The organism is Clostridium sp. UBA5988 (assembly GCF_002435615.1).
Taxonomy (GTDB): Bacteria; Bacillota; Clostridia; order Clostridiales; family Clostridiaceae; genus Clostridium_J; species Clostridium_J sulfidigenes.
The window spans coordinates 1-26,436 of sequence record NZ_DJBA01000056.1; the positions used below are offsets into that span (position 1 = coordinate 1).

General features: G+C 29.9%; 24 protein-coding genes and 1 pseudogene. 7 read left to right on the top strand and 18 right to left on the bottom strand.

What is annotated here, in order from left to right; genetic code table 11:
- Nucleotides 1–139: 139 nt before the first annotated feature.
- The 4 genes from B3J31_RS12185 to B3J31_RS12200 all read left to right on the top strand — a co-directional run bounded on the left by B3J31_RS12185 (nt 140) and on the right by B3J31_RS12200 (nt 2,247).
- Complete coding sequence (locus B3J31_RS12185; protein WP_150846355.1) at nt 140–565, top strand: DMT family transporter; 426 nt, start codon at nt 140–142, stop codon at nt 563–565.
- Between the two features lie 58 nt (nt 566–623).
- Nucleotides 624–1,091 (top strand): DMT family transporter, encoded by a 468-nt coding sequence (locus B3J31_RS12190; RefSeq protein ID WP_150846354.1) that lies wholly within the window; start codon nt 624–626, stop codon nt 1,089–1,091.
- 134 nt (nt 1,092–1,225) lie between these two features.
- Nucleotides 1,226–1,711 (top strand): permease, encoded by a 486-nt coding sequence (locus B3J31_RS12195; RefSeq protein WP_346866972.1) that lies wholly within the window; start codon nt 1,226–1,228, stop codon nt 1,709–1,711.
- The gene (locus B3J31_RS12200) at nt 1,708–2,247 is read left to right on the top strand and encodes a permease (protein WP_150846351.1); all 540 of its coding nucleotides are present in this window, start codon (nt 1,708–1,710) and stop codon (nt 2,245–2,247) included. Before B3J31_RS12195 ends, B3J31_RS12200 begins: the two co-directional genes overlap by 4 nt.
- Before the next feature lie 85 nt (nt 2,248–2,332).
- On the opposite strand, the gene B3J31_RS12205 is transcribed toward B3J31_RS12200, so the two are convergent.
- From B3J31_RS12205 to B3J31_RS12285, 17 genes are all read right to left on the bottom strand, one after another.
- Nucleotides 2,333–3,463: a DUF5808 domain-containing protein gene (locus B3J31_RS12205; protein WP_346866973.1), complete on the bottom strand. Its 1,131-nt coding sequence runs from the start codon at nt 3,461–3,463 to the stop codon at nt 2,333–2,335.
- 1 nt (nt 3,464) lies between these two features.
- Nucleotides 3,465–3,851, bottom strand: a complete 387-nt coding sequence (locus B3J31_RS12210) for a GntR family transcriptional regulator (protein WP_150846349.1) — start codon at nt 3,849–3,851, stop codon at nt 3,465–3,467.
- A gap of 15 nt (nt 3,852–3,866) precedes the next feature.
- The gene (locus B3J31_RS12215; RefSeq protein WP_346866974.1) at nt 3,867–5,513 is read right to left on the bottom strand and encodes an ABC transporter permease; all 1,647 of its coding nucleotides are present in this window, start codon (nt 5,511–5,513) and stop codon (nt 3,867–3,869) included.
- A complete protein-coding gene (locus tag B3J31_RS12220) occupies nt 5,506–6,219 on the bottom strand; it encodes an ABC transporter ATP-binding protein (protein ID WP_346866975.1) in 714 nt (237 codons plus the stop codon). The genes B3J31_RS12215 and B3J31_RS12220 overlap by 8 nt, the downstream gene beginning before the upstream one ends.
- A 147-nt stretch (nt 6,220–6,366) precedes the next feature.
- Nucleotides 6,367–7,563 (bottom strand): alanyl-tRNA editing protein, encoded by a 1,197-nt coding sequence (locus B3J31_RS12225; protein WP_346866976.1) that lies wholly within the window; start codon nt 7,561–7,563, stop codon nt 6,367–6,369.
- A gap of 61 nt (nt 7,564–7,624) precedes the next feature.
- The gene (locus B3J31_RS12230) at nt 7,625–8,602 is read right to left on the bottom strand and encodes a D-2-hydroxyacid dehydrogenase (protein WP_346866977.1); all 978 of its coding nucleotides are present in this window, start codon (nt 8,600–8,602) and stop codon (nt 7,625–7,627) included.
- A 38-nt stretch (nt 8,603–8,640) separates the two neighbouring features.
- Nucleotides 8,641–10,596, bottom strand: a complete 1,956-nt coding sequence (locus tag B3J31_RS12235) for a translation factor GTPase family protein (protein WP_346866978.1) — start codon at nt 10,594–10,596, stop codon at nt 8,641–8,643.
- A 177-nt stretch (nt 10,597–10,773) separates the two neighbouring features.
- Nucleotides 10,774–11,385, bottom strand: a complete 612-nt coding sequence (locus B3J31_RS12240; protein ID WP_346866979.1) for a class I SAM-dependent methyltransferase — start codon at nt 11,383–11,385, stop codon at nt 10,774–10,776.
- Nucleotides 11,386–11,421: 36 nt separating this feature from the next.
- Nucleotides 11,422–11,610 (bottom strand): hypothetical protein, encoded by a 189-nt coding sequence (locus B3J31_RS12245; protein ID WP_346866980.1) that lies wholly within the window; start codon nt 11,608–11,610, stop codon nt 11,422–11,424.
- 221 nt (nt 11,611–11,831) lie between these two features.
- Nucleotides 11,832–12,053 carry a YdbC family protein gene (locus B3J31_RS12250; protein ID WP_346866981.1) on the bottom strand — a complete coding sequence of 74 codons (222 nt, stop codon included), beginning with the start codon at nt 12,051–12,053 and terminating at the stop codon, nt 11,832–11,834.
- A gap of 18 nt (nt 12,054–12,071) precedes the next feature.
- The gene (locus B3J31_RS12255) at nt 12,072–13,340 is read right to left on the bottom strand and encodes a restriction endonuclease subunit S (protein ID WP_346866982.1); all 1,269 of its coding nucleotides are present in this window, start codon (nt 13,338–13,340) and stop codon (nt 12,072–12,074) included.
- Between the two features lie 12 nt (nt 13,341–13,352).
- A complete protein-coding gene (locus tag B3J31_RS12260) occupies nt 13,353–14,897 on the bottom strand; it encodes a type I restriction-modification system subunit M (protein ID WP_346866983.1) in 1,545 nt (514 codons plus the stop codon).
- Entirely contained in the window at nt 14,888–15,484 is a 597-nt protein-coding gene (locus B3J31_RS12265) for a hypothetical protein (RefSeq protein WP_346866984.1), read from the bottom strand. Before B3J31_RS12265 ends, B3J31_RS12260 begins: the two co-directional genes overlap by 10 nt.
- Nucleotides 15,485–15,578: 94 nt before the next feature.
- On the bottom strand, nt 15,579–18,329 hold the full coding sequence (locus tag B3J31_RS12270) for a type I restriction endonuclease subunit R (RefSeq protein ID WP_346866985.1): 2,751 nt from the start codon (nt 18,327–18,329) through the stop codon (nt 15,579–15,581).
- Nucleotides 18,330–18,552: 223 nt separating this feature from the next.
- Nucleotides 18,553–19,245 carry a hypothetical protein gene (locus B3J31_RS12275; protein WP_346866986.1) on the bottom strand — a complete coding sequence of 231 codons (693 nt, stop codon included), beginning with the start codon at nt 19,243–19,245 and terminating at the stop codon, nt 18,553–18,555.
- The gene (locus tag B3J31_RS12280) at nt 19,232–20,614 is read right to left on the bottom strand and encodes an AAA family ATPase (protein WP_346866987.1); all 1,383 of its coding nucleotides are present in this window, start codon (nt 20,612–20,614) and stop codon (nt 19,232–19,234) included. Before B3J31_RS12280 ends, B3J31_RS12275 begins: the two co-directional genes overlap by 14 nt.
- Before the next feature lie 247 nt (nt 20,615–20,861).
- Nucleotides 20,862–21,755 carry an SPL family radical SAM protein gene (locus B3J31_RS12285; protein WP_346866988.1) on the bottom strand — a complete coding sequence of 298 codons (894 nt, stop codon included), beginning with the start codon at nt 21,753–21,755 and terminating at the stop codon, nt 20,862–20,864.
- Between the two features lie 251 nt (nt 21,756–22,006).
- On the opposite strand from B3J31_RS12285, the gene B3J31_RS12290 reads away from it, so the two are divergent.
- Both B3J31_RS12290 and B3J31_RS12295 read left to right on the top strand, forming a co-directional pair.
- The gene (locus B3J31_RS12290) at nt 22,007–23,299 is read left to right on the top strand and encodes an ATP-binding protein (protein ID WP_346866989.1); all 1,293 of its coding nucleotides are present in this window, start codon (nt 22,007–22,009) and stop codon (nt 23,297–23,299) included.
- Nucleotides 23,300–23,376: 77 nt separating this feature from the next.
- Nucleotides 23,377–23,580: pseudogene (locus B3J31_RS12295) on the top strand (patatin-like phospholipase family protein); the annotation flags it as partial.
- 254 nt (nt 23,581–23,834) lie between these two features.
- Here the strand turns inward: B3J31_RS12295 and B3J31_RS12300 are convergent.
- The gene (locus B3J31_RS12300; RefSeq protein WP_346866990.1) at nt 23,835–25,145 is read right to left on the bottom strand and encodes a sodium-dependent transporter; all 1,311 of its coding nucleotides are present in this window, start codon (nt 25,143–25,145) and stop codon (nt 23,835–23,837) included.
- A 687-nt stretch (nt 25,146–25,832) separates the two neighbouring features.
- Here B3J31_RS12300 and B3J31_RS12305 point away from each other — a divergent pair.
- Entirely contained in the window at nt 25,833–26,372 is a 540-nt protein-coding gene (locus B3J31_RS12305) for a 50S ribosomal protein L25 (protein WP_346866991.1), read from the top strand.
- Nucleotides 26,373–26,436: the final 64 nt, after the last annotated feature.

Consider the following 26,436-nt stretch of genomic DNA (forward strand, 5'->3'; position numbering starts at 1 on the left):
CTATGAATAATTCAGGATAAATTATTTATAAAAATCATTTCTCATCTTAAATACTTTCTTAATACAACTATGACATATGTCATAATACTTCTCAACTCCTTTATGATAAATTCAATATGTAACTAAAAGGGGGATTGTCATGAATATTTTTATTTCTATATTTATAGGTGCATTAATTTCAGTAATGCTTGTGTTTAATGGAACCTTATCAAGGACTATTGGTAATTATTCTTCCAGTGTACTCATTCACATAATAGGTTTAATTACTATTATTACTGTATTATTTGCTACTAAGTCAAAATTAAAAATTCAAAAGGGTATTCCTATTTTATGGTACAGTGCTGGAGCCGTTGGAGTATTTACAGTGCTTTTTAGTAATATAAGTTTTGTGGCTCTTGGCGCTTCTTTAAGCATTTCTCTAGGATTACTTGGTCAAGCAATTTCTTCTATTATCATAGATAACTATGGATTACTTGGAATGAAAAAGATTAAATTTAACGGTAAGAAGTTCATAGGTTTATCAATTATGATTGTAGGTATCATAATTATGACTATTTTTAAATAATGATAGGAGGTGAACTTTAATAAGGTTATTTATTGTATAACCTTATTAAGGATAAATAATGATATATATTATAATTTCTATTTTAGCTGGTGTAACTATTGTTATAGGTAGAACTATAAATTCTAAATTAGCAGAGAAAATCGGTATATTTCAAGGAACCTTTTTTAACTATGTAGTTGGACTGTTTTTCTCAGTAGTATTTCTTTTATTCAGCAAAGAAACCTTTCCTTCAACCTTTAGTAGCTTTAGCACAATACCCTTCTTAGCATATTTAGGAGGACTCCTAGGAGTTATAACCATAGTTATTTCAAATTACATGACTCCGAGAATATCTTCTTTTTATCTAACTCTCTTTATATTTATTGGGCAATTATTTATGGGTATAGTAATTGACTATATCACCTTAGGTAAAGCATCTACAGGAAAAGTTATTGGAGGTATTTTAGTTCTTATAGGATTGGCCTATAATCTTATAGTAGATAAAAATGACACTAATTGTGATGAAAGTGAAGTTCTTAAAGCATAGGCAAATGAATACATCCAAATTATTCATCACTCTTCTCTTTTCATACCCTTGATAATACTTATTATACTATAATTATGTAACCTCACAAATTTATGAGCATAATATGATTTTATAGAGTTATTGGAAGTGATGTTATGACAGGTGTTATTCTATACACTTTAGCTTTAATACTCCTTCTTATTTCTTTAGTTAAAGATAAGAAGAAAACTATTAAGGCTCTTAAAATTTCCCTTAAATCCTTTGAAAACATAATGCCTCAATTTTTAGGTATCATTATCACTGTAGGAATTCTCCTTGCTATAGTAGATGCAGCTACCATATCAAAATTAATCGGAACTAATTCTGGATTTTTAGGAGTTATTATTTCTTCTATTACTGGTTCCATAACTATGATGCCAACTTTTGTAGCCTTTTCATTAGGTAATACACTACTTGAAAGTGGAGCGGGTTATCCACAAGTGGGAGCTTTAATTTCTACTCTAACCATGGTTGGTATCATGACATATAGCTTAGAGTCAAAATATATAGGTAAAAAAGCTGCCTTTCTTAGAAATTTCATAGCCTTTGTCTTTTCCTTTGTAGTAGCTTTCTTTATTGGAAAGGTGGTGACTTTATTTTGATTAAACTACTTAACTTTCTAAAAAGGTATTCCTTTTTCCTTTTAAGTTTATTAATACTTATCTTAGTATTCGTCTTTAATTGGGACTTAGGAACTAAAAGCTTTATTAATGCTCAATCTAGCTTCACTCAGATGTTATATGTACTTCCACCTATTATGATTCTTCTTGGCCTTATTGATGTGTGGGTTCCAAAAGAGGCATTAATGAAATATATGGGGAAGAACTCTGGATTTACTGGTGTTTTATTTGCTATTCTTATTGGCTCTATAGCTGCTGGGCCCATGTATGCTGCATTTCCTTTTACTGCAGTGCTTTTAAAAAAAGGAGTTAAATTTAGTAATATTATTATTTTTATGAATGCCTGGTGTGTTACTAAAATTTCTACATTACTCTTCGAAGTTTCCGCTATAGGTTATGCCTTTACCCTATCTAGATTAGTAATTGATGTACCTGGAGTCATCATAATGGGTTATTTAGTGGAAGGGTTTATGAAAAAAGAGGATATAGATAATCTATATTTACGTTATGATACTTAAGAAATATAAAAATTAAGGAGTTACTAAATCAACTAAGATTTTAGTAACTCCTTTAATTCTGATTTAATTTTTATACACAATACAATCAAGTAAGCAATATAGACATAATTATATTACTTATTATAAATACTATAAGTCCTCCCACAGCTATCCAAGACTTTGGATGAGCAAAGTTTACTGTCCAACCTACACCCAATCTTTTCTCTACCATCCAAGCTGGATCATTTTTATTATAATAAATACTTCCTAGTATCCATTTATCATCATCATCTTTATATAACTCATCTTTTTCACCTTTTGTTTCGATATTTCTTCCACCTTGACCAATTTTGATAAAAATAATGATAAATATAATCATAGTTATCATGAAAATTACCATAAATACATAGTTAATTATCATAGGATCAAAGTTAAATAATATAGATGCTTGAATTAAGGAAAACATAATAAGCATTTGTAGTATCATTACCATCATTAATATTGACCCTATTTTTTTAAACTTCCTCTTTCGAATAATAGCCTTCTCAATACTTCCACTATTTAAATCCACCTTAGAATTAATAATCACTTTGTTTATTCCATATAATAATGCTGTTAAAAAAATTTGAACAATTGGAAATTGATATATTATAAAATGATCTCTTAAAGTCTCCTTTTTAAACACCCCAAAGCTAGTATAAGGAATCTCCATCACCTTAGGTAATACATCATATCTATACATAGTTACTAAAATACTTACTAAAGGAAATATAAATAATAATAAAAACCATTTTGAGTCTATAGGTTTTATCTTCTCATCCTTTTTGGGCTTTCTTAGAGTAGTCTCTACCACTACTACATTTCTTTTGGTATAAGTCCAGTTTCTATGCTTTTTTAAGATTTTAACCTTTCTATAATATGGAATATATACTATGAAGCTTATTATTAAACTACCTATAATAAGTATTGCCATTATAATTCCTAAAGTATTTTCACTATAGTTATCAAGATTAAAGAATAAAATATTTACTCCTAAAAGCATAATAAAAAATATAATTGAAACAACTATTCTATAAGATTTTTCTATATCTTTTAGCTCCTTTTCTTCTTGATATTCCTTAGGAAATCTCACTCCAAAGAAAATGCCACTATTAGATGTTTTGTTCACAAAAAAACTAGTTAAAAATATAAATAATAACATGAAATTCATAAATGCTAAGAATAACCACTTATCCATATTAGCTATCCTCCTTCTTAAATCCACTAAAAATAGCGTCAATATAGCTCTTTATATCTTCTTTACTTATACCTCTATTAAAGCATTCAGCCATATAATACTCTAATTCGTAATTTAAATTTTCTCTAAACACCTCATTAGAGCCTTTTAAACTAAGAGAAACAAAAGCTCCTTTTCTTCTATCTATTTTAATATATCCATCATCCTTTAAAAGTGAATATGCTTTATTAACTGTATGCATATTCACTCCAATATCATCCGCTAACCCTCTAACGGATGGAAGTTCTTCTCCTTCTTCTAGTTCCCCTCTTGCTATACCTTCAACTACCTGATTCTTTATCTGTACATATATAGGTATATCTGAGTCAAAGTCTATTTTTAAAATCAAAATCTCATCTCCTATTTAACTCTTTAGTCTATTAAACAACTTTTCTCCCTTAGTTTTCAATATTGTACATACTAATGATATCAAAAGTAGTAGTAATAATGCTATAACCCCTAGATATAAATTTATATTTGTAATTGCAAATACCTTGTTAATTCCAATAGTTACAAAAATCACTACAACTACAAGCACTGCTCCCATAAGAATACTTATCATAGAACTTAAACTTTGCTTTACAACCTGTACTTCTGAAGTCCAGTCTAACTTAGGGAAAAATAAATTAATTAATAGTCCCCCCACTGATACTAAAATAGCTAATAGTGTAGGAATTAATATAGTCCACATAAAATTTATTAGGGTTAACTTAAAGGCTATGGCAAACATAACTGAATCCACTACTATAGTTGGTATTAGTAAAAGAATATTAACTCCTATCTTACCAATAAATATATCTTTAACTTCTAATGGAGATGATTTTAAAATCCATAAATTTCTTCCTTCAATTGATATAGCTGAACCTGTAGTGCAAGTTAATCCTATACCAAAGGATAATATTATAAGTGGTGCAAACTGCATTACCTGTTTTAATAGTGGTGCTAGTACCTGAAGGTCTGAATCACTAGATTGTGCCATCTGATCTATGAGAAAATCTCCTCCCATAACTACAGATGATACAGCAGCTACCGTTACTAAAACTATACCTATTATTGTGTTTGTAACATATACAGAAGATGAAAAATATCTTTTTAATTCTTTCTTTATTAACGCTACCCTTAAAGTATTAGTTTTTAAAGACATTAATTTATAATTAGATCTTTTAAAGGTTTCTCCTAGTCTTAAATTTATTGACTTAAAGCTTCTAGCAAAGATTATTAAAAATATTATAAAAGGAATTATAGACCATAAAATAAATTTAGTCATAGATAATAAGCTTAAATTAGCTAAAGCATCCGTAAAGTAATAAGAAGGTGGATAAATAGTTTTTATCCCTTGGATTATAGATGTACTGTTCTCTATAACTATATTTATAATCTTATCCATTTTAAATGAACCTATCACTACTATAACTACAACTATCAAGGTTCCTATATTTAAAATTAAAGTTTTACGTTTCATTCTGGAAGATACATAGCTAAGAGCAAAGGCTATAATAGCTGCCATAACTATAGGTATAAGTGGAATAAAAATTATTCCTATTAATAAATAAATAAAAAATATAATACTTGTACCAGATTTCATAAAATAAACTATAGCTGGTGGAATTGTTACTAATGCTACAAATAAATAATTCAATAATAATAATTCAATCATCTTACTAGCTAAGATGATACCTGGTTTTATTGGTAAACTCATTAAGGTTTCAAAATCCCTTGAAGAAAAAAGAACACCCTGAGCCTTGTATACAGATGTAAAAAATGAAAACATAGTACTAAGAATCATTGCACTCATCAAAATAAGGCTTAAATATCCATACTGTCCTAATTGCTCTACTATAGCCAAGGAATACATTACAATTAACATACCTATAGAAAATATGCCTAGTAGTATTGCTAAAAATATGGATATGTTTTTTACTTTTTCACTCTTTGATTCTTCCTTTAGGAATTTATTTATTCCCCAAGTATTCATAATGCTATTTTTTAATAGAACTTTTAAATTACTCATTGTCAATCAACTCCATAAATATTTCTTCTAGACTACCATCACCTTTAACTTTATTGGTGTCTCCTGAAGCTACTATCTTTCCACCTTTAATGATAGCTATCTTATCGCATAATTTTTCAGCAACTTCTAGTACGTGAGTAGAGAAGAATATAGCTCCTCCTTCATTACATAATTCCCTCATGAATCCTTTTAAAATATGTGCTGCTTTAGGATCTAGTCCAACAAAGGGTTCATCTAGAATTAATAATTTAGGCTTATGAATAAGTGCTGATATAAGAGCTAGTTTTTGCTTCATACCATGAGAGTAGGATGAAATTAAATCTCCTAAAGATTTTGTAAGTTCAAAGGCTTCACTATACCTTTTTATAAGTGCTTCTCTTTCTTCCTTTGATACCTTAAAAATATCTCCTATGAAATTCAAATATTGTATACCTGTTAAGGAATCATATAAATCTGGGTTATCCGGAATATACGCTATATCCTTCTTACACTCTATTGGACTAGTCTTTATAGAATTACCATTTATTAAAATTTCTCCTTCTTCAAAATCTAAAATTCCTACTGCAGCTTTAATGGTAGTAGTTTTTCCAGCACCATTATGACCAATAAATCCAAATATATCTCCTGGTTTCACTTCAAGAGATATACTATCTACAGCTTTTTTACTACCACTATAAGACTTTGAAAAATTATTTATCTTTAACATTTTACATACCACCTTATTTGTTATATCTGTTATATATAATATATAACAGATATAACAAATGTTCAAGCATTATTAAATTTTTAAATAAATAAAAAGTTAGGTTTTATTTAAATTTAATAACCTAACTTTTAACTTAATAATTTTTCATTATTTACCTTTTATTTTATTTATAGCATAATCTAGAGTTCCATCTAAATTATTATTATTCTTTCCACCACCTTGAGCTTGATGACTACTTCCTCCACCTTTACCATCAATTAAAGTGATTGCATCTTTTAATAGTTCATTCATAGATATTCCTTTAAAATCCCTTGATGCTGCAAAGATAAGGTTTGCTCTTTCTCCATTTTTAATTGCCATTAATGCTATAGTATTGTTATTTTCAATAATCTTTGAAGTTACCTTATTTACATATTTAATATCTTCATTATCATAAACTTTTTTAACTATAGTTATATTTTCTACTTTCTCCCCTTTTTCAACCATGTCTTTTACTTCATAAGCAGCTACTTCTTCACTTAGCTTTTTATTTTTATCTAGAGCAGCTTTAAGATTTTCGTTCATATTTTTTATGCCATTTATAGCCTCATCTTCACTGGCATTTAAGTATCTACATACACTTGTAGTAAATTTATCTTTTCTAAAGGAATCTTCTATTGCTCTTTTCCCTGCTACATATTCTATTCTCGTTGCTCCTTTATGTTTTTCCCATCTTCTTACTTTAATCATTCTAAGTTCTAAGGTTGACTTTGGATGTACTCCACAACATGCATTAATATCTAAATCTGAAATCTTAACAACTCTTATTTCTTCATTAGTATTAGGTAATGCTCTTCTTAATCCCATTTTCTTTAACTCTTTTTTATCTGGCACTAAAAATTCTACTTGGAGATCATCTCCTATAATTAGATTTGCAGCATTTTCAGCTTCTCTTATCTTTTCTTCTTCTAATATTCCCTCTATATCTACAGTACATATTTCTCTTCCCATATGAAAGCCCACTGTATTTGCATTAAATATTTTATAAAAACACCCTGATAAAACGTGCTGTCCAAGGTGTTGATCCATGCCATCCCTTCTTCTTTCCCAATCTATAGAGCACTTTAATTTATGAAGCTTTATAGGCTTTTTATTAAGAACATGATATATAATACCTTCTTCTTCGTAAACATCTATTACTGGTTCATTTTCTATAAATCCTAGATCACAAAATTGACCTCCACCTCCTGGGAAAAAAGCTGTTTTATCTAAAACCACATGAAACTTCCCATCTTTCTCTTCTACCTTCTCTAATTCAGCTACAAATTCTTTAATATATTGATCTTTATAATAAAGCTTCTCCATTGTATCTCTCTCCTTTAACCAATGTATAACTAAAGTTCTAACTTTAGCCTTAATTTAAATATTACTTTGTCTTTAAATCTCTATATCCTGTAGATAAGTTAACTACATTCCTGAGTTCCTCTCCCTTTATAAAGCGTTCTAAATTATTAACAGCAATTTTAACTATACGATGGTGGGTTTCCTTTAGATTATAATTTCCAGAAACATGAGGTGTAATTATTGCATTTTTTATTCCCCAAATCCTATGATCCTTTGGCAGTGGCTCAGGGTCTGTCACATCTAAAGCTGCTCCTAAAAGTTTCCCACTTTCTAAAGCATCACAAAGTGCTTCAGTATCTATAGCTGTACCTCTACCTACATTTATAAGTACAGAATCCTTTTTCATCTTAGAAATTTTATCTTTAGAGAATAATTTATAGGTTTCCTTAGTTTCTGGTAAACTTAATGCTACCACATCTGCTTTAGGTAATAACTCATCAATCTTATCCATAAGATATAATTCATCTAAATATTCAGGTTTATTAGTATCACTTCTTCTTACTCCTATAGTATATCCCCCTAGAGCTTTTATTCTCTTGGCAAAGTCTCCTCCAATATCACCAAGTCCAATAACTAAAGCAGTACATCCATAAATAGATTTAACTTCACCCTCATTCTTCCAAAGACTATTATTTTGATTATCCCTATAAAGGTATAACTTTTTATATATAGAAAGTAGAACACCTATCATATGTTCTGATATAGCGAGTCCATAGGCTCCAGTTGAATTAGTTAGTTTTACTCCCCTTGGAAGCACCCCTTCTTTTACAAATAAATCAGCTCCTGCACTATCAAGTTGTAACCACTTTAAGTTTTTGCATCCTTTAACCATATCTAATGGAGGATTACCTATAATTATGTGAGCATCTTGAAGAGTCTCCCTATTTATCTCTTTAGCTGAAGTAAATATAAAATTAGATCCAGGCGCCACTGACATTAAATCAATTTTATGGCTATCGTCCATAGGCATTAACACAACTACATTAATTTCTTTTTCCATAATTAATCACTCCTAATATATTAAATTTCTAACAATATTTATTTAAGACAATGAATATGTTCCTTAACTTCATACCAAGGTACTGCATACCCTACACCCTTAGCACAAAAAATTGAAGATGATGTGTATTCAGGATCTACATCCTTGTTATAGCTTTTAGCTTCTATAACCTCTTCTGGATTATGACATATATCATACCCATGAAATACTAGACTTAAGCTGCCCTTCCCCTTTGTGAATGCTTGAAAGTCCAAAGCATAATTCATAAAGGTAGCTACAGGACCTCTTCCTTCAATTATAACTCTTTCTCCATAACTTTTAGGCTCATTAAAGCTACCACTCATTTTTTGAATATCACTGATAACTCTACCCATTAAGTTTATCTCTACATCTATTTTAAATTTGTAATAGGGCTCTAGTAATAGATTTTTAGCACTTTCTAATCCTTGTCTAAGGGCTCTTTTAGTTGCTTCTCTAAAATCTCCACCTTCAGTATGCTTTAAATGTGCTCTTCCATTCATAAGGGTTATTTCTATATCTGTAATTGTACTTCCTGTAAGTATTCCCTTGTGATCTCTTTCAAATATGTGAGTTCTTATAAGATTTTGATTTCCTGTAGTTAAAAAATCACTGTGGCATTTATTTTTAAAAGTAATCCCTGATCCTCTAGTCCCTTCTTTTAACTTTAAATAAACCTCTGCATAGTGGCGAAGAGGCTCAAAATGTCCAAATCCGTCCACTTCCCCTTTCATGGTTTCCTTATATAATATTTCTGGAGTTCCAAAATCCACTAATAAGTTAAATCTATCTTTTAATATTTCCTTTAAGACTTCTAGTTGTATTTTCCCCATTATACTAATATGAAGCTCTTGTAACTCCTCGCTCCACACTACATTCAGACTATTTTCTTCACTTTCTAAAATTTTAAAGCATCCTAACACTTCTCTAGGGTTTATACTTTTATCAAACTCTACCTTTGCTCTTAAGGTTGGAATCATAAAAAACTCATTTAAATCTAAAACTCCTATGCCCATACCAGCTCTTAAAGAGCTTATGCCTATAATTCCAAAAATTTCACCTGAAACAATTTTATCTTTACTCTCATATTTATTTCCATTATAACTTCTAATTTCATTTATTTTTTCTCTTATTTCTTCTCCATTGGTACTATATCTAATTTCATCCTTTACCTTTAACTCACCCTGTAATGCTTTTATAAAGGTAACTCTATTACCTTTTTCATCATATTTAACCTTGAATACTCTACCTTTGAAGCATTTATTATCTTTTATCTCTTCATAGTTAGTATAACTAAGACTATTAAAGATCTCTAAAAACTCTTTTACACCTTCATCTAATAAAGCTGACCCTTTTAAAGCTATAAATATTTTCTCTGACTTTATAAGCTCCTTTAATTTATCTACCCATAAGTAGTTGTCATAACCTTTATCTAGATAGGTTTCCAGTAATTCCTCATTTCTTTCAGCTATAAATTCTATATTTTCATTACTTAAATTATATAAATCTTCTTCAACTAAACAAACTTCACTACTTAAGTTATTTCTTATCTCATGGATAACCTTTTGTAAGTCAGCACCTTCTCTATCTGTTTTATTTATAAATATAAAAGTAGGCATATTATTTTTTCTTAGTAGCTGCCATACTGTCTCTGTGTGACCTTGCACTCCCTCTACTGCACTTATTAAAAGGATAGCATAATCTAGAACCCCCATAGCTCTCTCCATCTCTGGAGAAAAATCTATATGTCCTGGAGTATCTATTAAATAATATTCTGAATCTTCATAATTAAAAATTCCAATATCAGAAAAAACTGTAATACCCCTTTCTCTTTCTATATTATGACTATCTAGAAAAGCTTCTTTGTGATCAACTCTTCCTCTAGTTTTTATACTCTTTGTATGATAAAGTAATTGCTCAGAAAATGTAGTTTTACCTGCATCAACATGAGCAAAAATTCCTATGGTTTTTTTCACTATAAACTCCCCTTTATTGTACAATATCATTAGATTTATTTTACCACAATATTCTTTTATAGTTCAGTGATAAATTATGATGAAATCAAAAATAAGATTTTGAAACCATTAATATAATCAAGGAAGCCTATATCAAAAGAACATCCTTTCTTAAGAATGCTCTCATAATTATATATTTTATTTTTTTATACCACACATACTAAACAGTTGATATGTCTGACCTTTACTTTCATTCTCTTTTATGCCTGAATAAAATACCCTTGAACTTGCAACTTGGAATCCTGCTGTCTTTAGCAATGTTTCCATCTCTCCAATTTCAAACCCGTTATGTCCATTAAATCCATGTAATTCATCATGGAATCCACCATCATCAGGACACAAATCTACAACTACTAACTTTCCATCCTTATTAAGTAGCTCATGTAATTTCTTTGTTACCTTTGGTAGATCTTCTATATGGTGAAAAACCATGGATGTATAAATCACATCAAATTTTTCATCATCGTTAAATTGAAATAAATCCCCACACCAAGTTTTCATATTTTTTATTTTGTTTTTTTCTATTTTTAATTTTAACTGTTCTATCATTCCTTCAGATAAATCCATCATCAATATATCAGAAAATCTATGAGTTAAATTTTCTGATATAAGCCCTGTACCACATCCAAATTCTAAGGCTCTTAAATTGTTATCTTTATCCAAATAGTTTTCTATTTCAGTACTAATTTTCTTTGCTCTTTGAACCCTATATTTTGTATCCCATTTTTGGGACTCCTCATCAAAATGCATATCTTCATCCCCTTAAAATAAATTTACCCCTTTAGCTTATACTTCTTCTTTGCTTATATCTTTTTTAAATAATTTATTTATAAGAATATAGCCTCCAAGAATTATAACTATTCCTAATGCCCATTTAAAAATCTCTGGAATATCTACATCCCTAAGTAGATACCTAAAGCCATCCGCAAGCAAAAATCCTATTATCCAATAGACTATTGATTTAATATCCTTCATTTTAATTATATAGATTTTGTCTTAACATATATAAGGCAAACCTTCCCCCTTTAAATTAAATACTATATACATTTTATCATATATTTTAAACTTGGTAAGTAAAATAATAGAACATTCTTCTTCACTGTCTTATATTCTAAGAAACTTATAATCTACTATTAAAAAATAATGTTAGTTTAAGTTAACTAAAGGATATGCAAATTTTGCATACCCTCCATAATTTATAAATCCATTTTATTAAGTATTTCCTTTAACTTACCCAATTCTTCCCTAGATAAAGTAACTCCCTTGCCCATTTTCTCATGTTCTGGGCTCCATTCTCTCAAATCATACTTAGCTTCTTTATCATTCCAGCTAATAAGATTTATTTCTTTCTTCCACCCCTTAGAAGATTCTGAAATAGCTCCTAAGGTTTCTTTAATTTCAAATTTAATATCTGCCATAATTAATACCTCCAATTACTACACAAACATTTGTTGAAGTAAACCTCTTTTCCATTGATTTAGAGCTTCTAGTTTTTGTTGTTCTTTTTCAAACTTCGTGTCCAAACCACTTAGAAAGTCTACTATTTTTTCTTGCTCTTCTAATGTTGGTATTTCAATGTCTAAATCAAATACTACTGAATCTTTTATACTAACTCTATCATGCCTTGCACCTTGGTCACTATTTAGGTAAATAAATCTATACCATTTATCTGACTTAAAGTAGAATGCTAAAAACCCGCCATTAATCTTGTAATTAGCTCTAAAACATAAATATAATGGTGATACTACACCTGGTTCACTTAAATCATATTTATTTATTGGTCCATAAGGAGATTCAGCAGATTTTCTAGGATTATACACAAAATCTCCTGGTTCTATAACATAGTATCCATCAATGCTATCTTCATTAGCAATATCCTTATCAAAAAAATTTCTCTGCGATATAAGTCCGTTCTTAGCTGAATTTGATATAACATTAGTAACTATAAAACCTTTATTTTTCTTAGTTATTTTTTCAGCATAATCTCCTAACTTTTTAAATTCCCACTCCGGATACTCTTCCTCATTCTCCTTCTTAAATCTTATCTCCCTAGAAAAAATCTTCTGCATCATACCCTTTTTATACTCTTCAAGAGCTTCAACTTTCTTTTGTTGCTTTTGAATTTTTTCGTCTACTAATGAGAAAAATGATGCTAGTTTTTCTTGTTCTTTACTCTCTGGAATATTTACACTTACTTGTGCCATATTAGGCTTAGAAATTCCTAACACTTTAGAACCTACGGCCAATATTTTTATCTGTTTTCTAACTCTCTCATTTAATAACATATATCCTCTGAAACCATTTTCTGTTATACCTTTATTATCTCGTACAAGGATAGTATGTAATCCAGCTACAATTTTTTCATCGCTAATATTTTTTATTTCAACACTTTTACCAATATCAGCATAATCTTCAGATGCATCAGCAATAACAACATCTCCCTCTTTGCAGTAGGATTCTGGAGATATTTTTTCTATATTAATATCCTCATTAATATAAGGTATATGAAATCTCTTAACATCTAATATAGTCGGAAATTTCATGTGAATATCACCATAGTGAATATTCTTAACCTTTCCAGTAATATCATTTAAACAATCTCTTGAAAAAGAATTAGTAGTGTAAAAATCAAAAATTTCTCCTATGCTTTTCTCTTCCCACTCCCCACTAAACTCAGGAAATCTCAACTTCGGTGTTTTATTCATTTGTTCCACCTCCTATATTCCCAGTTCTTTTAGGTAAATTTTGAGCTCTTTATCTATCTCTTCTATTTCTTTATCTAGGGTTTGGATTTTTGTTTTAACTTCTTCAATGTCAATGGCTTCTTCTTCTTCAAAGGTATCCACATATCTTGGAATGTTTAGGTTATAGTCGTTTTCCTTAATTTCTTCTAAGGTTGCTACATAAGAGTATTTATCAACATTTTCTCTTTTTATATAGGTTTCTACTATTTTTTCTACATCACTCTCTCTTAGGACATTTTGATTTTTTCCTTTTTCAAAGTCATTTGAAGCATCAATGAATAGTATGTTATCACTGTTTTCACGGCATTTTTTAAATACTAAGATTACTGTTGGAATTGAAGTTCCAAAGAATACGTTTGCTGGAAGTCCTATTACTGCATCTAAGTAGTTTCTGTTTTTGATTAGGTATTGTCTTATGGTCCCTTCTCCTGCTCCTCTGAATAATACTCCATGGGGAAGTACTACTGCCATGGTTCCTTTATCATCTAGTTGATATATCATGTGCTGAATGAAGGCATAGTCTGCCTTTGATTTTGGTGCTAGCTTTCCATATACACTGAATCTTTCATCGTCTAAGAACTTAGGGTCAGAACTCCAGTTAGCACTGTATGGAGGATTTGCCACAATTGCTTCAAACTTCATATCCTTGTGCATTGGATGTTCCAAGGTATCGTCATTTCTTATGTCAAAGTTTTGGTAAGATACATCATGGAGCAGCATATTCATACGAGCTAGGTTATAGGTTGTGGAGGTTAATTCCTGTCCATAGAATTTACGAACCTGAGCTTCCTTTGCTACACGTAGAAGTAGTGAACCAGAACCGCAAGTTGGGTCATATACATTTCTTAGGTCTTTCTTACCAACGGTTACAAGCTTTGCTAGTATTTTAGATACTTGTTGAGGGGTATAGAACTCACCAGCTTTTTTTCCTGCATTGGCTGCAAACTGAGATATTAAATATTCATAGGCATCACCAAGCACATCTATTTCTGTATCATCATGTAAGAATGGTATTTCTGCTATGTTTCCCATTACCTTTGCAATTAGCTTTGAACGACTTTTTACGTCCTTACCAAGCTTTGTGGAGGTTAAATCCATATCATCAAATAAGTGGTCAAAGTCCTCTTGGCTATCCTGACCAATAGTTGATTCTGTAATGTCATTAATAGCTCCTTGAAGCATTTCTATATCAAAATTTCCATCTGCTATAGCTTTCATTAAGGAAGAAAATAAGTATTTTGGCTCTATGAAATATCCAATTTGACCTAAAAGCTCTTCTTGTAGTGCTTCTCTAAATTCATCATCCTTCCAGGCTTCTGTATAAGAAATTTTATCTTCAGCAAGTAGACTTTCTGCTCTTAATTCTACTTTTTCTGAAAGGTAACGATAGAATATAAGTCCTAGTATGTAGTTCTTGAACTCATTTGCCTCCATGTTTCCTCTTAAATCATTGGCTATGGCCCATAACCTTGTATGTAGACTTGCTTGTTGCTCTTGTTGTTTTTCACTTACTGACATTTTATGTCCTCCTTCAATTTTTTTACTAACATATGATTGTATAATTTTTCTTCTAAGATATTTTTCTGAAATAAGAATTTGTCTCTTTTTCTATTCAGCTCATATACTTTTCCAATGGACTTTTGAACTTCTAAAGATGGTAGTGGCATTATAAATTCTCTTAGCATTTGTATAGAAAGTGCTCTAATAATGGACCCCTGCATTGCTACCTTCAATTGCTTTTGTATTTCTGGATGCTCATTAAAACACCAAGTAAAATAATAGGGATCAACCCTTTCAAGGTTTAATTCTACAATTGCAAAGTTTGAAGGTATTATTTTATTGCTATGATTTTTCTCTATAACCATTGCTTTATATGAAGTGAGACCAATAACCACTAAGTTTTCCTTGGATAATGTATCTTTGTCAAACTTATCTTTACTAACTTCTACCTCTTGGTTTTCCACTACCTGGTTATATTGCCCAGATTCTCTGCTTAAATCTTGCATAGTAAAAAGCTGAAACTCTTCCTTATCATCACCTGGTTTTCCCTCTACTCGTGAAAGAGTCACCCCATGGGTTACTTTTCCTAGGTTATCTATTTTCAAGTCCTCACCTCTTTTCTTGCTATTATATGAAATAGCATAACAAAAATAACAGAAACCGTCAATTGGTTTCTGCTATTTTTTTAAATAACACTATTTATTCGTACTTTTCCACATGTTTTATAATAAAATCCTTAATTACCTTAACTAACTTTCTTTTCTTTAGTAGTGGTGCATTTATTATGTCGCTGAGCTCCTCATGCTTAACAATTCCTGAATACTCATACTCTGCTACATGCTCTTTTATAATATCCTCTTCCACTCCAACTTCCTGGGAGAAGTTATAGATATCCTTTTTTCTTTGGTTATTCTCAAATTCATTATAGGCCTCATCAATGGAGTCTTCTTTACTAAGGTTTGGAACTACTTTTTCAAGGAAGGCTTTTAGTAAATCCACCTTTAATCTTAAATCTTCACTATCAGCTCTTTCTAGTTCCTTCTTAATATGATTAATATCTTTTTCCCGCTTATTTTCATCCTCCATATCAATGTTTCTAATTAAATTCATGATATAGCTCACATTAATTTTGTCTGTATGCATAAGCTCTATACCAAAATCAATATCTGATAGCACTGAAACCTTCTCATTTTCTTCCTTCTTAACTGCATCATATATTAAGAAATACTTACTCTTAAAGTCTTGATACTTTTGCTCTCCAATGCCTAAGTTCTCTTCCTCAAACTCAAATTCTGTAAAGGTTTGAAGTTTTACAAGAACCTTTGATAAGTCTCTAAAGGAAATTATAAATTCCTTTTTTTCATCTTCTGTTTCTAAGAAATCTACATCCCTAGGTAGTAGAGCTATTTTATATAGTTCTTTTAGCTTTTGTTTAAATAATTTTAAGTAATATTCATAACTTTCCATAAGCACTTTATCTGTATTATCAGTTTGAAAAAATAGTTTAATTGCCTCGTCAGTATTATCTTTTAAATTTCTATAGCATACAATGTTTCCATAGGGCTTAGTGCTTTTCTCTATTCTATTGGTTCTTGAAAAAGCTTGAATTAACTCATGGTACTTTAAGTTCTTATCAACATATAAAGTGTTTAGGCTTCTACTATCAAAACCTGTTAGGAACATATTAACCACTATTAGAATATCTATTTGAGCTTTCTTTACCCTTTTTGAAACATCTGTGAAATAGCCAGAGAAGGTATCTGTGGAGTAGTTTGTTTCAAAGATTTTATTGTAATCCTTTATAATTCTTTCTAAACTATCTCTTGAATGCTCATCCTTTCCCTCACTGTCCTCATTGGCACCAAAGCTAAATATCCCTGCAATGTTTAAGTTATGATGAAGTTCCTTAAACTTATCATAATACCTAACTAAAGCTTCTATACTTTGAACAGTAAAGATTGCTGTGTACTCCCTATTTCTTGTTTTAAGATAATGGTTTTTAATGATGTGTTCTGCAACTATGGTGATTCTCTCATCATTCATAAACACTTCATCAGTATCTATTGCCCTTGCTTTAGTGTCATCTCCCTCATCAAATTGTCCCTTGAAGGTAGTAACATATTCAACGGAAAAACCCAACACATTTTCATCTTTTATTGCATCTTTTATTAGATAATGATGTAAACACTCCTCAAATAAATCTGCGGTAACTCTACCATCACTACTCTTATTTTCCTTAAATCTAGGTGTTCCAGTAAAACCAAAATACTGTGCTTTAGAGAAATGCTTATTTATTGCTCTGTGCATATCTCCAAACTGAGAACGGTGGCACTCATCTATTATAAATATAACCTTTTCATTTTTATACTTGTCCATGACACTTGCATACTTTGGAGAACTAATAGCCTTTGACATCTTTTGAATAGTAGTTATAATCAGTGGCTTATTAATATCCTTAACCTGTTTAACTAAGGTGCTAGTCTTATCTGTGGTATCCACACAATCCTTTTCAAACTTATTAAACTCAGTTAGGGTTTGACTGTCTAAGTCCTTTCTGTCTACCAAGAAAAAGACCTTTTTAATAGATGGCTCATTAGATAAAATTTGACTCACTTTAAAAGAAGTAAGGGTCTTTCCACTACCTGTGGTATGCCAGATGAACCCATTATTACCCGTTTCTAATGCCCTTTTAACCAGTGCCTCCACTGCATAAATTTGGTATGGCCTCATAACCATTAAATTCTTATCTGTGTCACTTATTACCATATAACGTGCAATAACCTTAGACACATGACACTTTTCTAAAAAGGTAGCAGTAAACTCATTTAAGCTACTGATTCTCTCATTTTTCTCATCAGTCCAAAAGAAGGTTTGGCTAAATAAAAGCTCCCTATCGGAACTTGCAAAGTACTTAGTATCCACTCCATTACTCACAATAAATATTTGAATATATCTATATAACCCTTGGTAAGAATGTTTTCTGTACCGCTCAATTTGATTAAAGGCTTCCTTTAAGTCTAAACCTCTTCTCTTAAGTTCTATTTGAACTATTGGCAAACCATTGATAAGTAAAGTTACATCATACCTATTAACATACTTTCCAACCACTGTGGTTTGAGTTGTAACTTGAAATAAATTCTTACACCAACTTACTGTATCAAAAAACTCTATATAAACCTCAGTGCCATCCTCTCTTTCAAGAATAAACTTATCCCTCAAAATCTTAGCACTGTTATAAACACTCTTACCTTCCACATAACGTAAAATGCGCTCAAATTCCTTATCTGTTAAAGGAACTCCATTTAACTTCTTCTCATTATGTTTATAAAGCTGAATCCTAAAGTTACTAACCAGTTCATCCTCATTGGAAATCTTAACTGGCCTAAATTCTTGATTAACTAGCTGCTCAACTAACTGCTTTTCAAGCTGAGCTTCACTTTGATACCCCATATTATCCCCCTCATAGTCCCCATATGTTTAAATTCTATAGATTCCATGGAATAATTATAACATTTCTACCATTTTATCGCTATGCGTCGAAACCTATATTACTTTTTTACGAAGAAACACCCTTGTAAAAACAAGGGTTCAAAAACTCAAACATAATTCACAACTTAAACTCTAATACAGTAAAGTTTTAGCTGCGAATTATAATTCAAGATATGCTTTATCTTTATTTTAATGATTCAATATATAGATTAAAGTTCGTGTATCGATTCAATGAATTAGCACCTTTTCTTATAAATTCCCAAGTTTCTTTATGCTGACCAGTTAATGCAAATTCAGGATTATTAATAAAATCTATAAAATCACTTGGATTACCAACGTATTTATCTGCAAATTTATAAGCATATTTTTCTTTCACATCATCTGCAACGTTTAATTCATTATGCAGTACATGCTCAAGATTACAAGAGAAAAAATAAACTTCATATGGCAAGTTAGTATATACAGTGCTTGAAGTTGCTAACTTATTTAATATCTGTGACTTTTGTTTGTTACGTGCCTTTATCTTCTCAATATTTTTAGCATATATATTTTCAGTTGTATATTCAATATTTTCTACATCTTTTTCTAAAATTAAATCATCTGAAATAAAAGTACCATCAATATCAACTAAATGAACTACTTTCAAAATATCACTTTTCCTATATATATCCTTTTCTATGAATTCATTTATGACTTTTGTTATTTTGGTAAGTATGTTGCTTGTATTAACACCGTTTTGTGATGTTATATCTCCACCAACAACTTTAAATCTAACAGCTTTATCTTTTTCAATTATTTTAGATAATATCAAACCTAATGAAATTTCATCAGTAATTCCTTCTACTATAAACAATATAATCTTGCTACTCTTCCCCAAATGCATCACCTGCTTTTCTTAATGCATGAGCAATCTCAAAGCTGTTAGTTTCCTCATAAATACACTCATCAAGCCCACCTAAATCAACACCACGTAGGTATACATTTCTTAGATTATTATTATTCTTTATATGAGTTATTCTTATAAATCTTTTTTGCGGATTAGCAGTGCTAAATACTAATGACTCTTTATCTAACTTTTCTAATGCACGTAAATTATGAGAAGTAAATATAAATTGTCCTTTTCCATTCTGCTCTATTATTTTTAATAACTCGCCTAATAAATATTCAAAAATCCCTGCATCAAGCTCATCAACAATTAGACAAATTGAAGGATTATTAAACATAGATATAAGTGCACTTAAAATAGAAATTATTTTTTTAACCCCTTCAGATTCATATTTTAGAGGAAGCTTAATATCTTTTCTAATAGACATTAATTCAATTTTAATTATTTCTTCTCCACTTTCAGCTAACTCATTACCTAGATTCCTAATTTCTAATTGTAAATTTGGAATAATCGTATCTAATACAACATTTAGTTGTTTTATAACTTGAGTTGCTATACTATAGGTAACCTTATCTATAGTTGATGTCCCAAGTAAATTCACTGCAATATTCCCACTAGTTATCGTATCTTCATTTTCCATTCTAAAACTTAATGGCATAAAATTCAGACTAATTGGAGCCGATTGCTCATTTGTAATTACAAATAAGTTTAGTCTAGCAAAATGTTTAACACAACTAATAATGTTAATATAGTCGCTGTTACTAGCACTGTTTTCAAATATTTCTTTCAAACTTTCATTAAAAATAAAAGATGTTTTCTCTTTTATTGCCATTCTTTTGCACACTTCAAGATTAAATTCATTTTCTTTACTATCCTTAATTAATTCATTATATCGCACTTTGGGCAAAAGTGGCACTTCTTTTGAATCAATGCTATACTCAACAATATCCTGTTTTCTTGTTTTAACATCGTCAACTATTTTAGAATAGCTTAATCTTTCATGAGATAATTCTGCTTGCCCATCTTTTATTCTTATAGTGAAATCATAATACACTAAAAACTTCTCTTTACTTCTCTCTATATAGAAAATAAATTTTAATATTGCTTTATCTTCTGTTTTATATATATAATTTTTAATATCTTCTGGTAGTTTATCGCCACTTGCTATAGTTTTCAACAGCTTAAAAGCATCAACTACTGCTGTCTTTCCTGATCCATTCTGACCATATATGCCTAATACATCTGATTTGGCATTATAAAACTTCTTTTGCTTATAACTTAGAAGGCCAATTTCACCTTTTTGTATATTTTTAAACCCATTTAATTCAATACCTTGAACTCTAATAATTGCTTCTCTCATAAAACTACCTCCACAATACTGATTATATATTAATCCCCTAAATACTTCAATATATTTTGGTTATTTGGTACAAAATGTTCCTTTTTTAAATAATATTTATATTATGCTATATATTTATTTTTATATTCACTACTTTATACTTTTTCTCTAAATTCAATTATAAAAGTTAAGTAAATCTCATAAACTTACGTTATTTTATTAGTTTATATTGCTAATCGGTGAATAATTCAGGTTTATCTTAATAGTCTTAAAATAAGCTCAGCTGTTCCTCTTCATAATTCTTTCTATAATCTTTAATTATATCCTTCATTTTGTATATAATTCCATATTTATTACATTCTTCAGTGAAGGTCTTCCAAAGCTTCTTTGCATTAGAAGATTCACATTCATACCTATCACCATAGGTATGAATATATTTTCTAACTAAGTTCTCCCTTTGAAATAGTCTACTTAATTGTTTATAGTAATAGGCCCTTTGATTCCCTCTAAGGGTAAGCCCCATTCCATAAGCAAATATAAATTTAGCTCCTGAATTATGAGCTTCTCTGACTATATTTCTTATATTATCTTCTGAATCATTAATAAATGGAAGAATTGGCATAAGCAATATTCCTGTATATATCCCACTATCACTAAGCTGTTTTATAGCCTTAAATCTTTCGCTACTAGGTGCCACATTAGGTTCTACCCTTTTACATAGCTCATCATCAAAGGTAGTTACAGTTATTTTTATTAACACAGGAGAGTGCCTTGAAATCTCCTTTAATATATCAATATCTCTAGTAATTAAAGGGCTCTTGGTGGCAATGGAAACTCCAAAGTTATTTCTATTAATCTCCTTCAAAGCTTTCCTTGTTAGCTCATATTGTTTTTCAAATGGATTGTAAGGATCACTCATAGCGCCTGTTCCTATTACACCCTTTTTCCTTTTCCCTTTAAGTTCTTTTCCTATAGCTTCTACAGCTTTTTCTTTTGCTCTAACTCTATCAAAATCTTCTATTTGATAACATTCACTTCTGGAGTCACAATAAATACACCCATGGCAACATCCTTTATAGATATTCATATTATAATTGATATCAAACCATGAATTATTAGGTATATATTGAGATATTAATTTTTTTGCAGATATATATTCCATGCTAATCACCCCAGCTTAAATATTAATTATTTAAATTGAATTTATCTATAACTTAATTTATACTACAATACCTAAACTCTTACAACCGATTGTTTTATTATTGTCTTAAGTTTAATTTCTTATAGTATAACAAAACAAATAGGACATCATATTTGTTTTAAATATTATTTAATTATTAATGTATGCATATTGTAAATAGTGTGAATACTATATATAATTAAGTTATTAAAAGTATCGAGAGGTAACACTAAATGAAGCGTAAAATTGTAGAATGGTTAAAAGAATGGAAGAATAATAAAAATCGAAAGCCATTGATTCTTCAAGGAGCTAGACAAGTTGGTAAAACTTACTCTACTTTAACCTTTGGTAAAGATTACTATAAAAATACTGTATATTTAAACTTTGAAAATAACTCAGAACTTTCAAATATATTTAATAAAGATTTAAATCCTGATAGAATAATAAAAGAACTTTCAGTAATTACAGGACAAACAATCTTTAAAGAAGATACCTTAATATTCTTTGATGAGATACAAGCATGCGAGAGAGCATTAACATCATTAAAATACTTCAATGAAAATGCTAATGGATATCATATAATAGCTGCTGGTAGCCTTCTAGGAGTTGCTGTTAACCGCGTACAATATTCATTTCCTGTTGGTAAAGTTGACATAAAGACCTTATATCCTCTAGACTTTGAAGAATTTTTAATAGCTTTAGGTAAAGAAGATTATATTGACTTAATTAAAGAGAGTTTTAATAACAATTCCCCTCTCTCTTTTCATAACACTTTGATGGATATTTACAAGCTCTATTTAGTTATAGGTGGTATGCCAGCTTCTGTAAAAGAATATATAGAAAAAAATGATTTTAATTTTGTTCTAGCAACTCAAAAAAACATAAATGATTCTTATGTTGCAGATATGGCTAAATATGCTACCCCAAATGAAACCACTAAAATAATGGCAGCTTTTAATAGTATCCCTGCTCAACTAGCTAAAGATAACAAAAAATTTCAGTATAAAATTATAAAATCTGGAGCAAGAGCACATGATTATGAAACTCCTTTAGATTGGTTAAAGGCCTCTGGTGTTATAATAAAATGTCATAAGTGTAATGAAGGTAAATTACCTTTATCTGCATATACTGACTTTAACACTTTCAAAGTGTATATGACTGATACAGGATTACTTTGTTCTAGATTTGGTATACCAGCCAACGCAGTGTTAGTTGACACGCCTTCATTTAATGGCTTTAAAGGTGCCTTAACAGAAAATTATGTTGCTTTTTCATTGATTGCAAATAGCTATACGATCTACTATTGGGAATCTAAAGGTCAAGCTGAAGTAGATTTTATTGTTCAAGATGATCAAGGCAACATTATCCCAATAGAAGTTAAAGCTGCTGATAATGTACGAGCTAAAAGCTTACAGCAATTTATTAAGAAGTATAATCCACCATACTCAATACGAATCTCAGCAAAAAACTTTGGATATGAAAATGGTATAAAATCAGTACCATTATATGCTACTTTTTTAATTTAACAATTAATTAAAATAATATCTAAATTTAATTATGTAAGAAAACAATCTAACAAATTTAATTTTAAGGAGTTGACATCATGAGTAGTTTAATTCTTGAAGGTGGAACCTTTAGACCTATTTTTAGCGCTGGTATAATGGATGCTCTTTTAGATAATGATATTATGTTTCCTTATTGCATTGGTGTTTCAGCAGGTATTACCAACGGCTTTTCATATATATCAAAACAAAAGAAAAGAAACTATGACATTCTAATTAACCATAGACATGATAAAAGATATATAGGCTTTTGAAAGAATTGATGAAATAAAAAAATTCTTTAGCATTTCATAAAAATATTTATGAATAAAACTATTTAAATATTTACCTATAAACCTATGAAACTATATAAATATTAATATATAAAACTAGTTAACTATGAAAATAGTTAACTAGTTCTTCTGTTCATGCGGGTTTCAGAGAATTTACTATTTAGAATATATAGTAATTACCCTCTTTAAAATAGGAAAATCCACATCTAAAATTAGTATAAACAGACTTATATCCCACCGTAAATTATTCCTAGTATTATTACCAATACTGTTATAAGGGTAAACCCATATTTTGAAAACATAAAAAATTTATTTCCTACCTTTCTCTTAGCACCTCTATTTATTTCTTCTAACACCTGTTCTTTGTTGTACATAAAGTAAAATACTATAAATACTAGTAGTGCAGCTAATGGTGATATTACTATAGTAATTACATCTGCAAAGTTACTAAACAAATTCATATTTAAATTTAAAGGTATTGATAATACAAATGACACTACAGCTATTAATATAGTAGCTGTTTTTCTGCTTAATTTTGTTTGTGCCATAAAAGATTCTACTGGCCCTTCTAGCATATTTATTGAAGAACTAATTGCTGCAAATAATACACTTAAAAAGAATAGTATCATAAGTATTTGTCCACCAGGGATAGCTTTAAATATAGTTGGTATTGTTATAAATAATAAAGGTGGACCTGCTGCTGGATCTAAGCCAAAGGCAAATACTGCTGGCATAATAACAAAGGAGGCTAACAATGCCGCAATAGTATCAAGTACCGCAGTACTTACTGCAGACCTTGGAATATCTAAATCCTTCTCTATGTAACTACCATACACCACCATTCCGCATCCATTTAAAGATACTGTGAAGAAGGCTTGACCAAGTGCCATTGCCCATGTATTTATTTTAAATAGGTATGACCATTGTGGTGTTAATAGGTACTTCACCCCATCTATAGCTCCAGGTAAAGTTAATGATCTAATAGCTAACAATATAAAAATTCCAAAAAGCATAGGCATTATAATTTTATTTATTTTTTCAATTCCCTTAGATATACCCATACATACAATTACCAAGGCTAGTACTATTGCTAGTAAATTCCATGGTATAGTTTGGGTGCTTCCTGCAAAACTTTCAAAGTACTTAGGTATATCAATATTTTTTATATTTCCACTAAGGCTAAGTCCTAAATACTTAATTATCCAACCTACTACCACATTATAAAACATAAACACTCCTGCAAGTCCTATTGCTGGTATAAATCCGAAAAGAATTCCTCCCTTTAAACTTTTATTCTTAAACCCTTTTTTAATTCCTGTTAGAGCACCCCCCTCAGCACCTCTTCCAAATGCGAATTCTGTAATTAGCCCTGTGGATCCTAGTATAAGTACAAAAATAAAGTATGGAATTAAAAATACAGCTCCCCCATTTTGACCTAACCTGTAAGGAAACATCCATATATTCCCCAGTCCTACTGCTGCTCCAATACAAGATATCACAAATCCTGCTCTACTTGTAAAGTTTTCTCTGTTTTTCATATTCTAAGCTCCTTCCTAAAATAAATAAAACCACATAGATTGATTCCATGTGGTTTAAATAAGAAGGCATGAAATATAAAAACCACATAGATATATCTATGTGGTCTAATCACTAAACATTTGAGTATAGCAAAACTTCCCAACCATCATAGACACAAACCAAATTTGTTAAACTGGTTTGCATCTATAATTGTTTATAAATACAAACCCTATCTATAATAGCTAAGATAATATGCCATATTAACTTTTGTTGATTTAAAGTTAATTTCTCTACTCATTTTAATTCTCCTAAGTGTTATATTTTAATAAATAGTATCATGGATATTTAAGCTTGTCAAATATTTTTCCTCCTAATATTTTATGAATTTTGCTTTTTCCTTAATATATGTTATCATGGTATAAGTATATTTAAGGAGGTTGATGCATATGTGGGCTTTGTATAAGCTCTGTGTGTAATTAATAGTGCTTAGATTCATTTATGAATTTTACTGTGACAATTTTATCCGATGACTACCAGCTCTAATACTCCATCTTCTTCAAAGTGAGAGTAAAGAGCTGCTACGTCCCTGGATAACGATTTCTAAGCTTCAGAGAGAGTAAAAACTCCCTCTGAAGCAAAGAACTTTGTTTATATACTGAGCTTAATAAATCAACAAGAAATTATTAAAAATAAGTGAGGGATTTATTATGAAAAGTACAACATTTAAAGTATATGAAAGAAGCTCAAAGGAGAATTTAAAGAAGCTTAGAAATTTAGGAGAAATACCTTGCGTAATCTATGGTGAATTTTTAGAAGAACCCATCTCTGCTAAGATGAATAAAACTGAACTGTTAAAAATGTTAAAAGGCAGTTTTAGTGGTTCTATCATACCAATTGATTTAGAGGGAAAAACTCTAAACTGTGTAGTTAAAGATATTCAAAAAAACAATCTACACGAAATTATACATTTTGATTTACAATATGTTAAACCAAATGAAGTAATTAAACTAACTATTCCTATAAATTATATAGGTCAAGAAAATTTGGAATCTAAAAGACTTGTTTTAGAAACCTTTAGACCATATCTTGATTTTCAAGGAAATGTAGAAAAGATTCCAGAATATATTGAAGTTAATGTAGCTAATATGCAATTTAATGATAAACTACTAGCTAAAGATATTAATATTCCAAGTGAAGTAACACTTCTTACTCCTGAGGACACTATCTTAGCTGTAGTAAATGGCTAATGTGAAATGAAATTTATATTTAAAAAAGTGCTATTCTTACAAAAGACTAGCACTTTTTTCTTAT

What these genes read in the sequence shown, in the direction of transcription:
- B3J31_RS12185 (WP_150846355.1), top strand. Translation starts at nt 140, where the DNA reads ATGAATATTTTTATTTCTATATTTATAGGTGCATTAATTTCAGTAATG.
- B3J31_RS12190 (WP_150846354.1), top strand. Translation starts at nt 624, where the DNA reads ATGATATATATTATAATTTCTATTTTAGCTGGTGTAACTATTGTTATA.
- B3J31_RS12195 (WP_346866972.1), top strand. Translation starts at nt 1,226, where the DNA reads ATGACAGGTGTTATTCTATACACTTTAGCTTTAATACTCCTTCTTATT.
- B3J31_RS12205 (WP_346866973.1), bottom strand. Translation starts at nt 3,463, where the DNA reads ATGGATAAGTGGTTATTCTTAGCATTTATGAATTTCATGTTATTATTT.
- B3J31_RS12215 (WP_346866974.1), bottom strand. Translation starts at nt 5,513, where the DNA reads ATGAGTAATTTAAAAGTTCTATTAAAAAATAGCATTATGAATACTTGG.
- B3J31_RS12220 (WP_346866975.1), bottom strand. Translation starts at nt 6,219, where the DNA reads ATGTTAAAGATAAATAATTTTTCAAAGTCTTATAGTGGTAGTAAAAAA.
- B3J31_RS12225 (WP_346866976.1), bottom strand. Translation starts at nt 7,563, where the DNA reads ATGGAGAAGCTTTATTATAAAGATCAATATATTAAAGAATTTGTAGCT.
- B3J31_RS12230 (WP_346866977.1), bottom strand. Translation starts at nt 8,602, where the DNA reads ATGGAAAAAGAAATTAATGTAGTTGTGTTAATGCCTATGGACGATAGC.
- B3J31_RS12240 (WP_346866979.1), bottom strand. Translation starts at nt 11,385, where the DNA reads ATGCATTTTGATGAGGAGTCCCAAAAATGGGATACAAAATATAGGGTT.
- B3J31_RS12245 (WP_346866980.1), bottom strand. Translation starts at nt 11,610, where the DNA reads ATGAAGGATATTAAATCAATAGTCTATTGGATAATAGGATTTTTGCTT.
- B3J31_RS12250 (WP_346866981.1), bottom strand. Translation starts at nt 12,053, where the DNA reads ATGGCAGATATTAAATTTGAAATTAAAGAAACCTTAGGAGCTATTTCA.
- B3J31_RS12255 (WP_346866982.1), bottom strand. Translation starts at nt 13,340, where the DNA reads ATGAATAAAACACCGAAGTTGAGATTTCCTGAGTTTAGTGGGGAGTGG.
- B3J31_RS12260 (WP_346866983.1), bottom strand. Translation starts at nt 14,897, where the DNA reads ATGTCAGTAAGTGAAAAACAACAAGAGCAACAAGCAAGTCTACATACA.
- B3J31_RS12270 (WP_346866985.1), bottom strand. Translation starts at nt 18,329, where the DNA reads ATGGGGTATCAAAGTGAAGCTCAGCTTGAAAAGCAGTTAGTTGAGCAG.
- B3J31_RS12280 (WP_346866987.1), bottom strand. Translation starts at nt 20,614, where the DNA reads ATGAGAGAAGCAATTATTAGAGTTCAAGGTATTGAATTAAATGGGTTT.
- B3J31_RS12285 (WP_346866988.1), bottom strand. Translation starts at nt 21,755, where the DNA reads ATGGAATATATATCTGCAAAAAAATTAATATCTCAATATATACCTAAT.
- B3J31_RS12290 (WP_346866989.1), top strand. Translation starts at nt 22,007, where the DNA reads ATGAAGCGTAAAATTGTAGAATGGTTAAAAGAATGGAAGAATAATAAA.
- B3J31_RS12300 (WP_346866990.1), bottom strand. Translation starts at nt 25,145, where the DNA reads ATGAAAAACAGAGAAAACTTTACAAGTAGAGCAGGATTTGTGATATCT.
- B3J31_RS12305 (WP_346866991.1), top strand. Translation starts at nt 25,833, where the DNA reads ATGAAAAGTACAACATTTAAAGTATATGAAAGAAGCTCAAAGGAGAAT.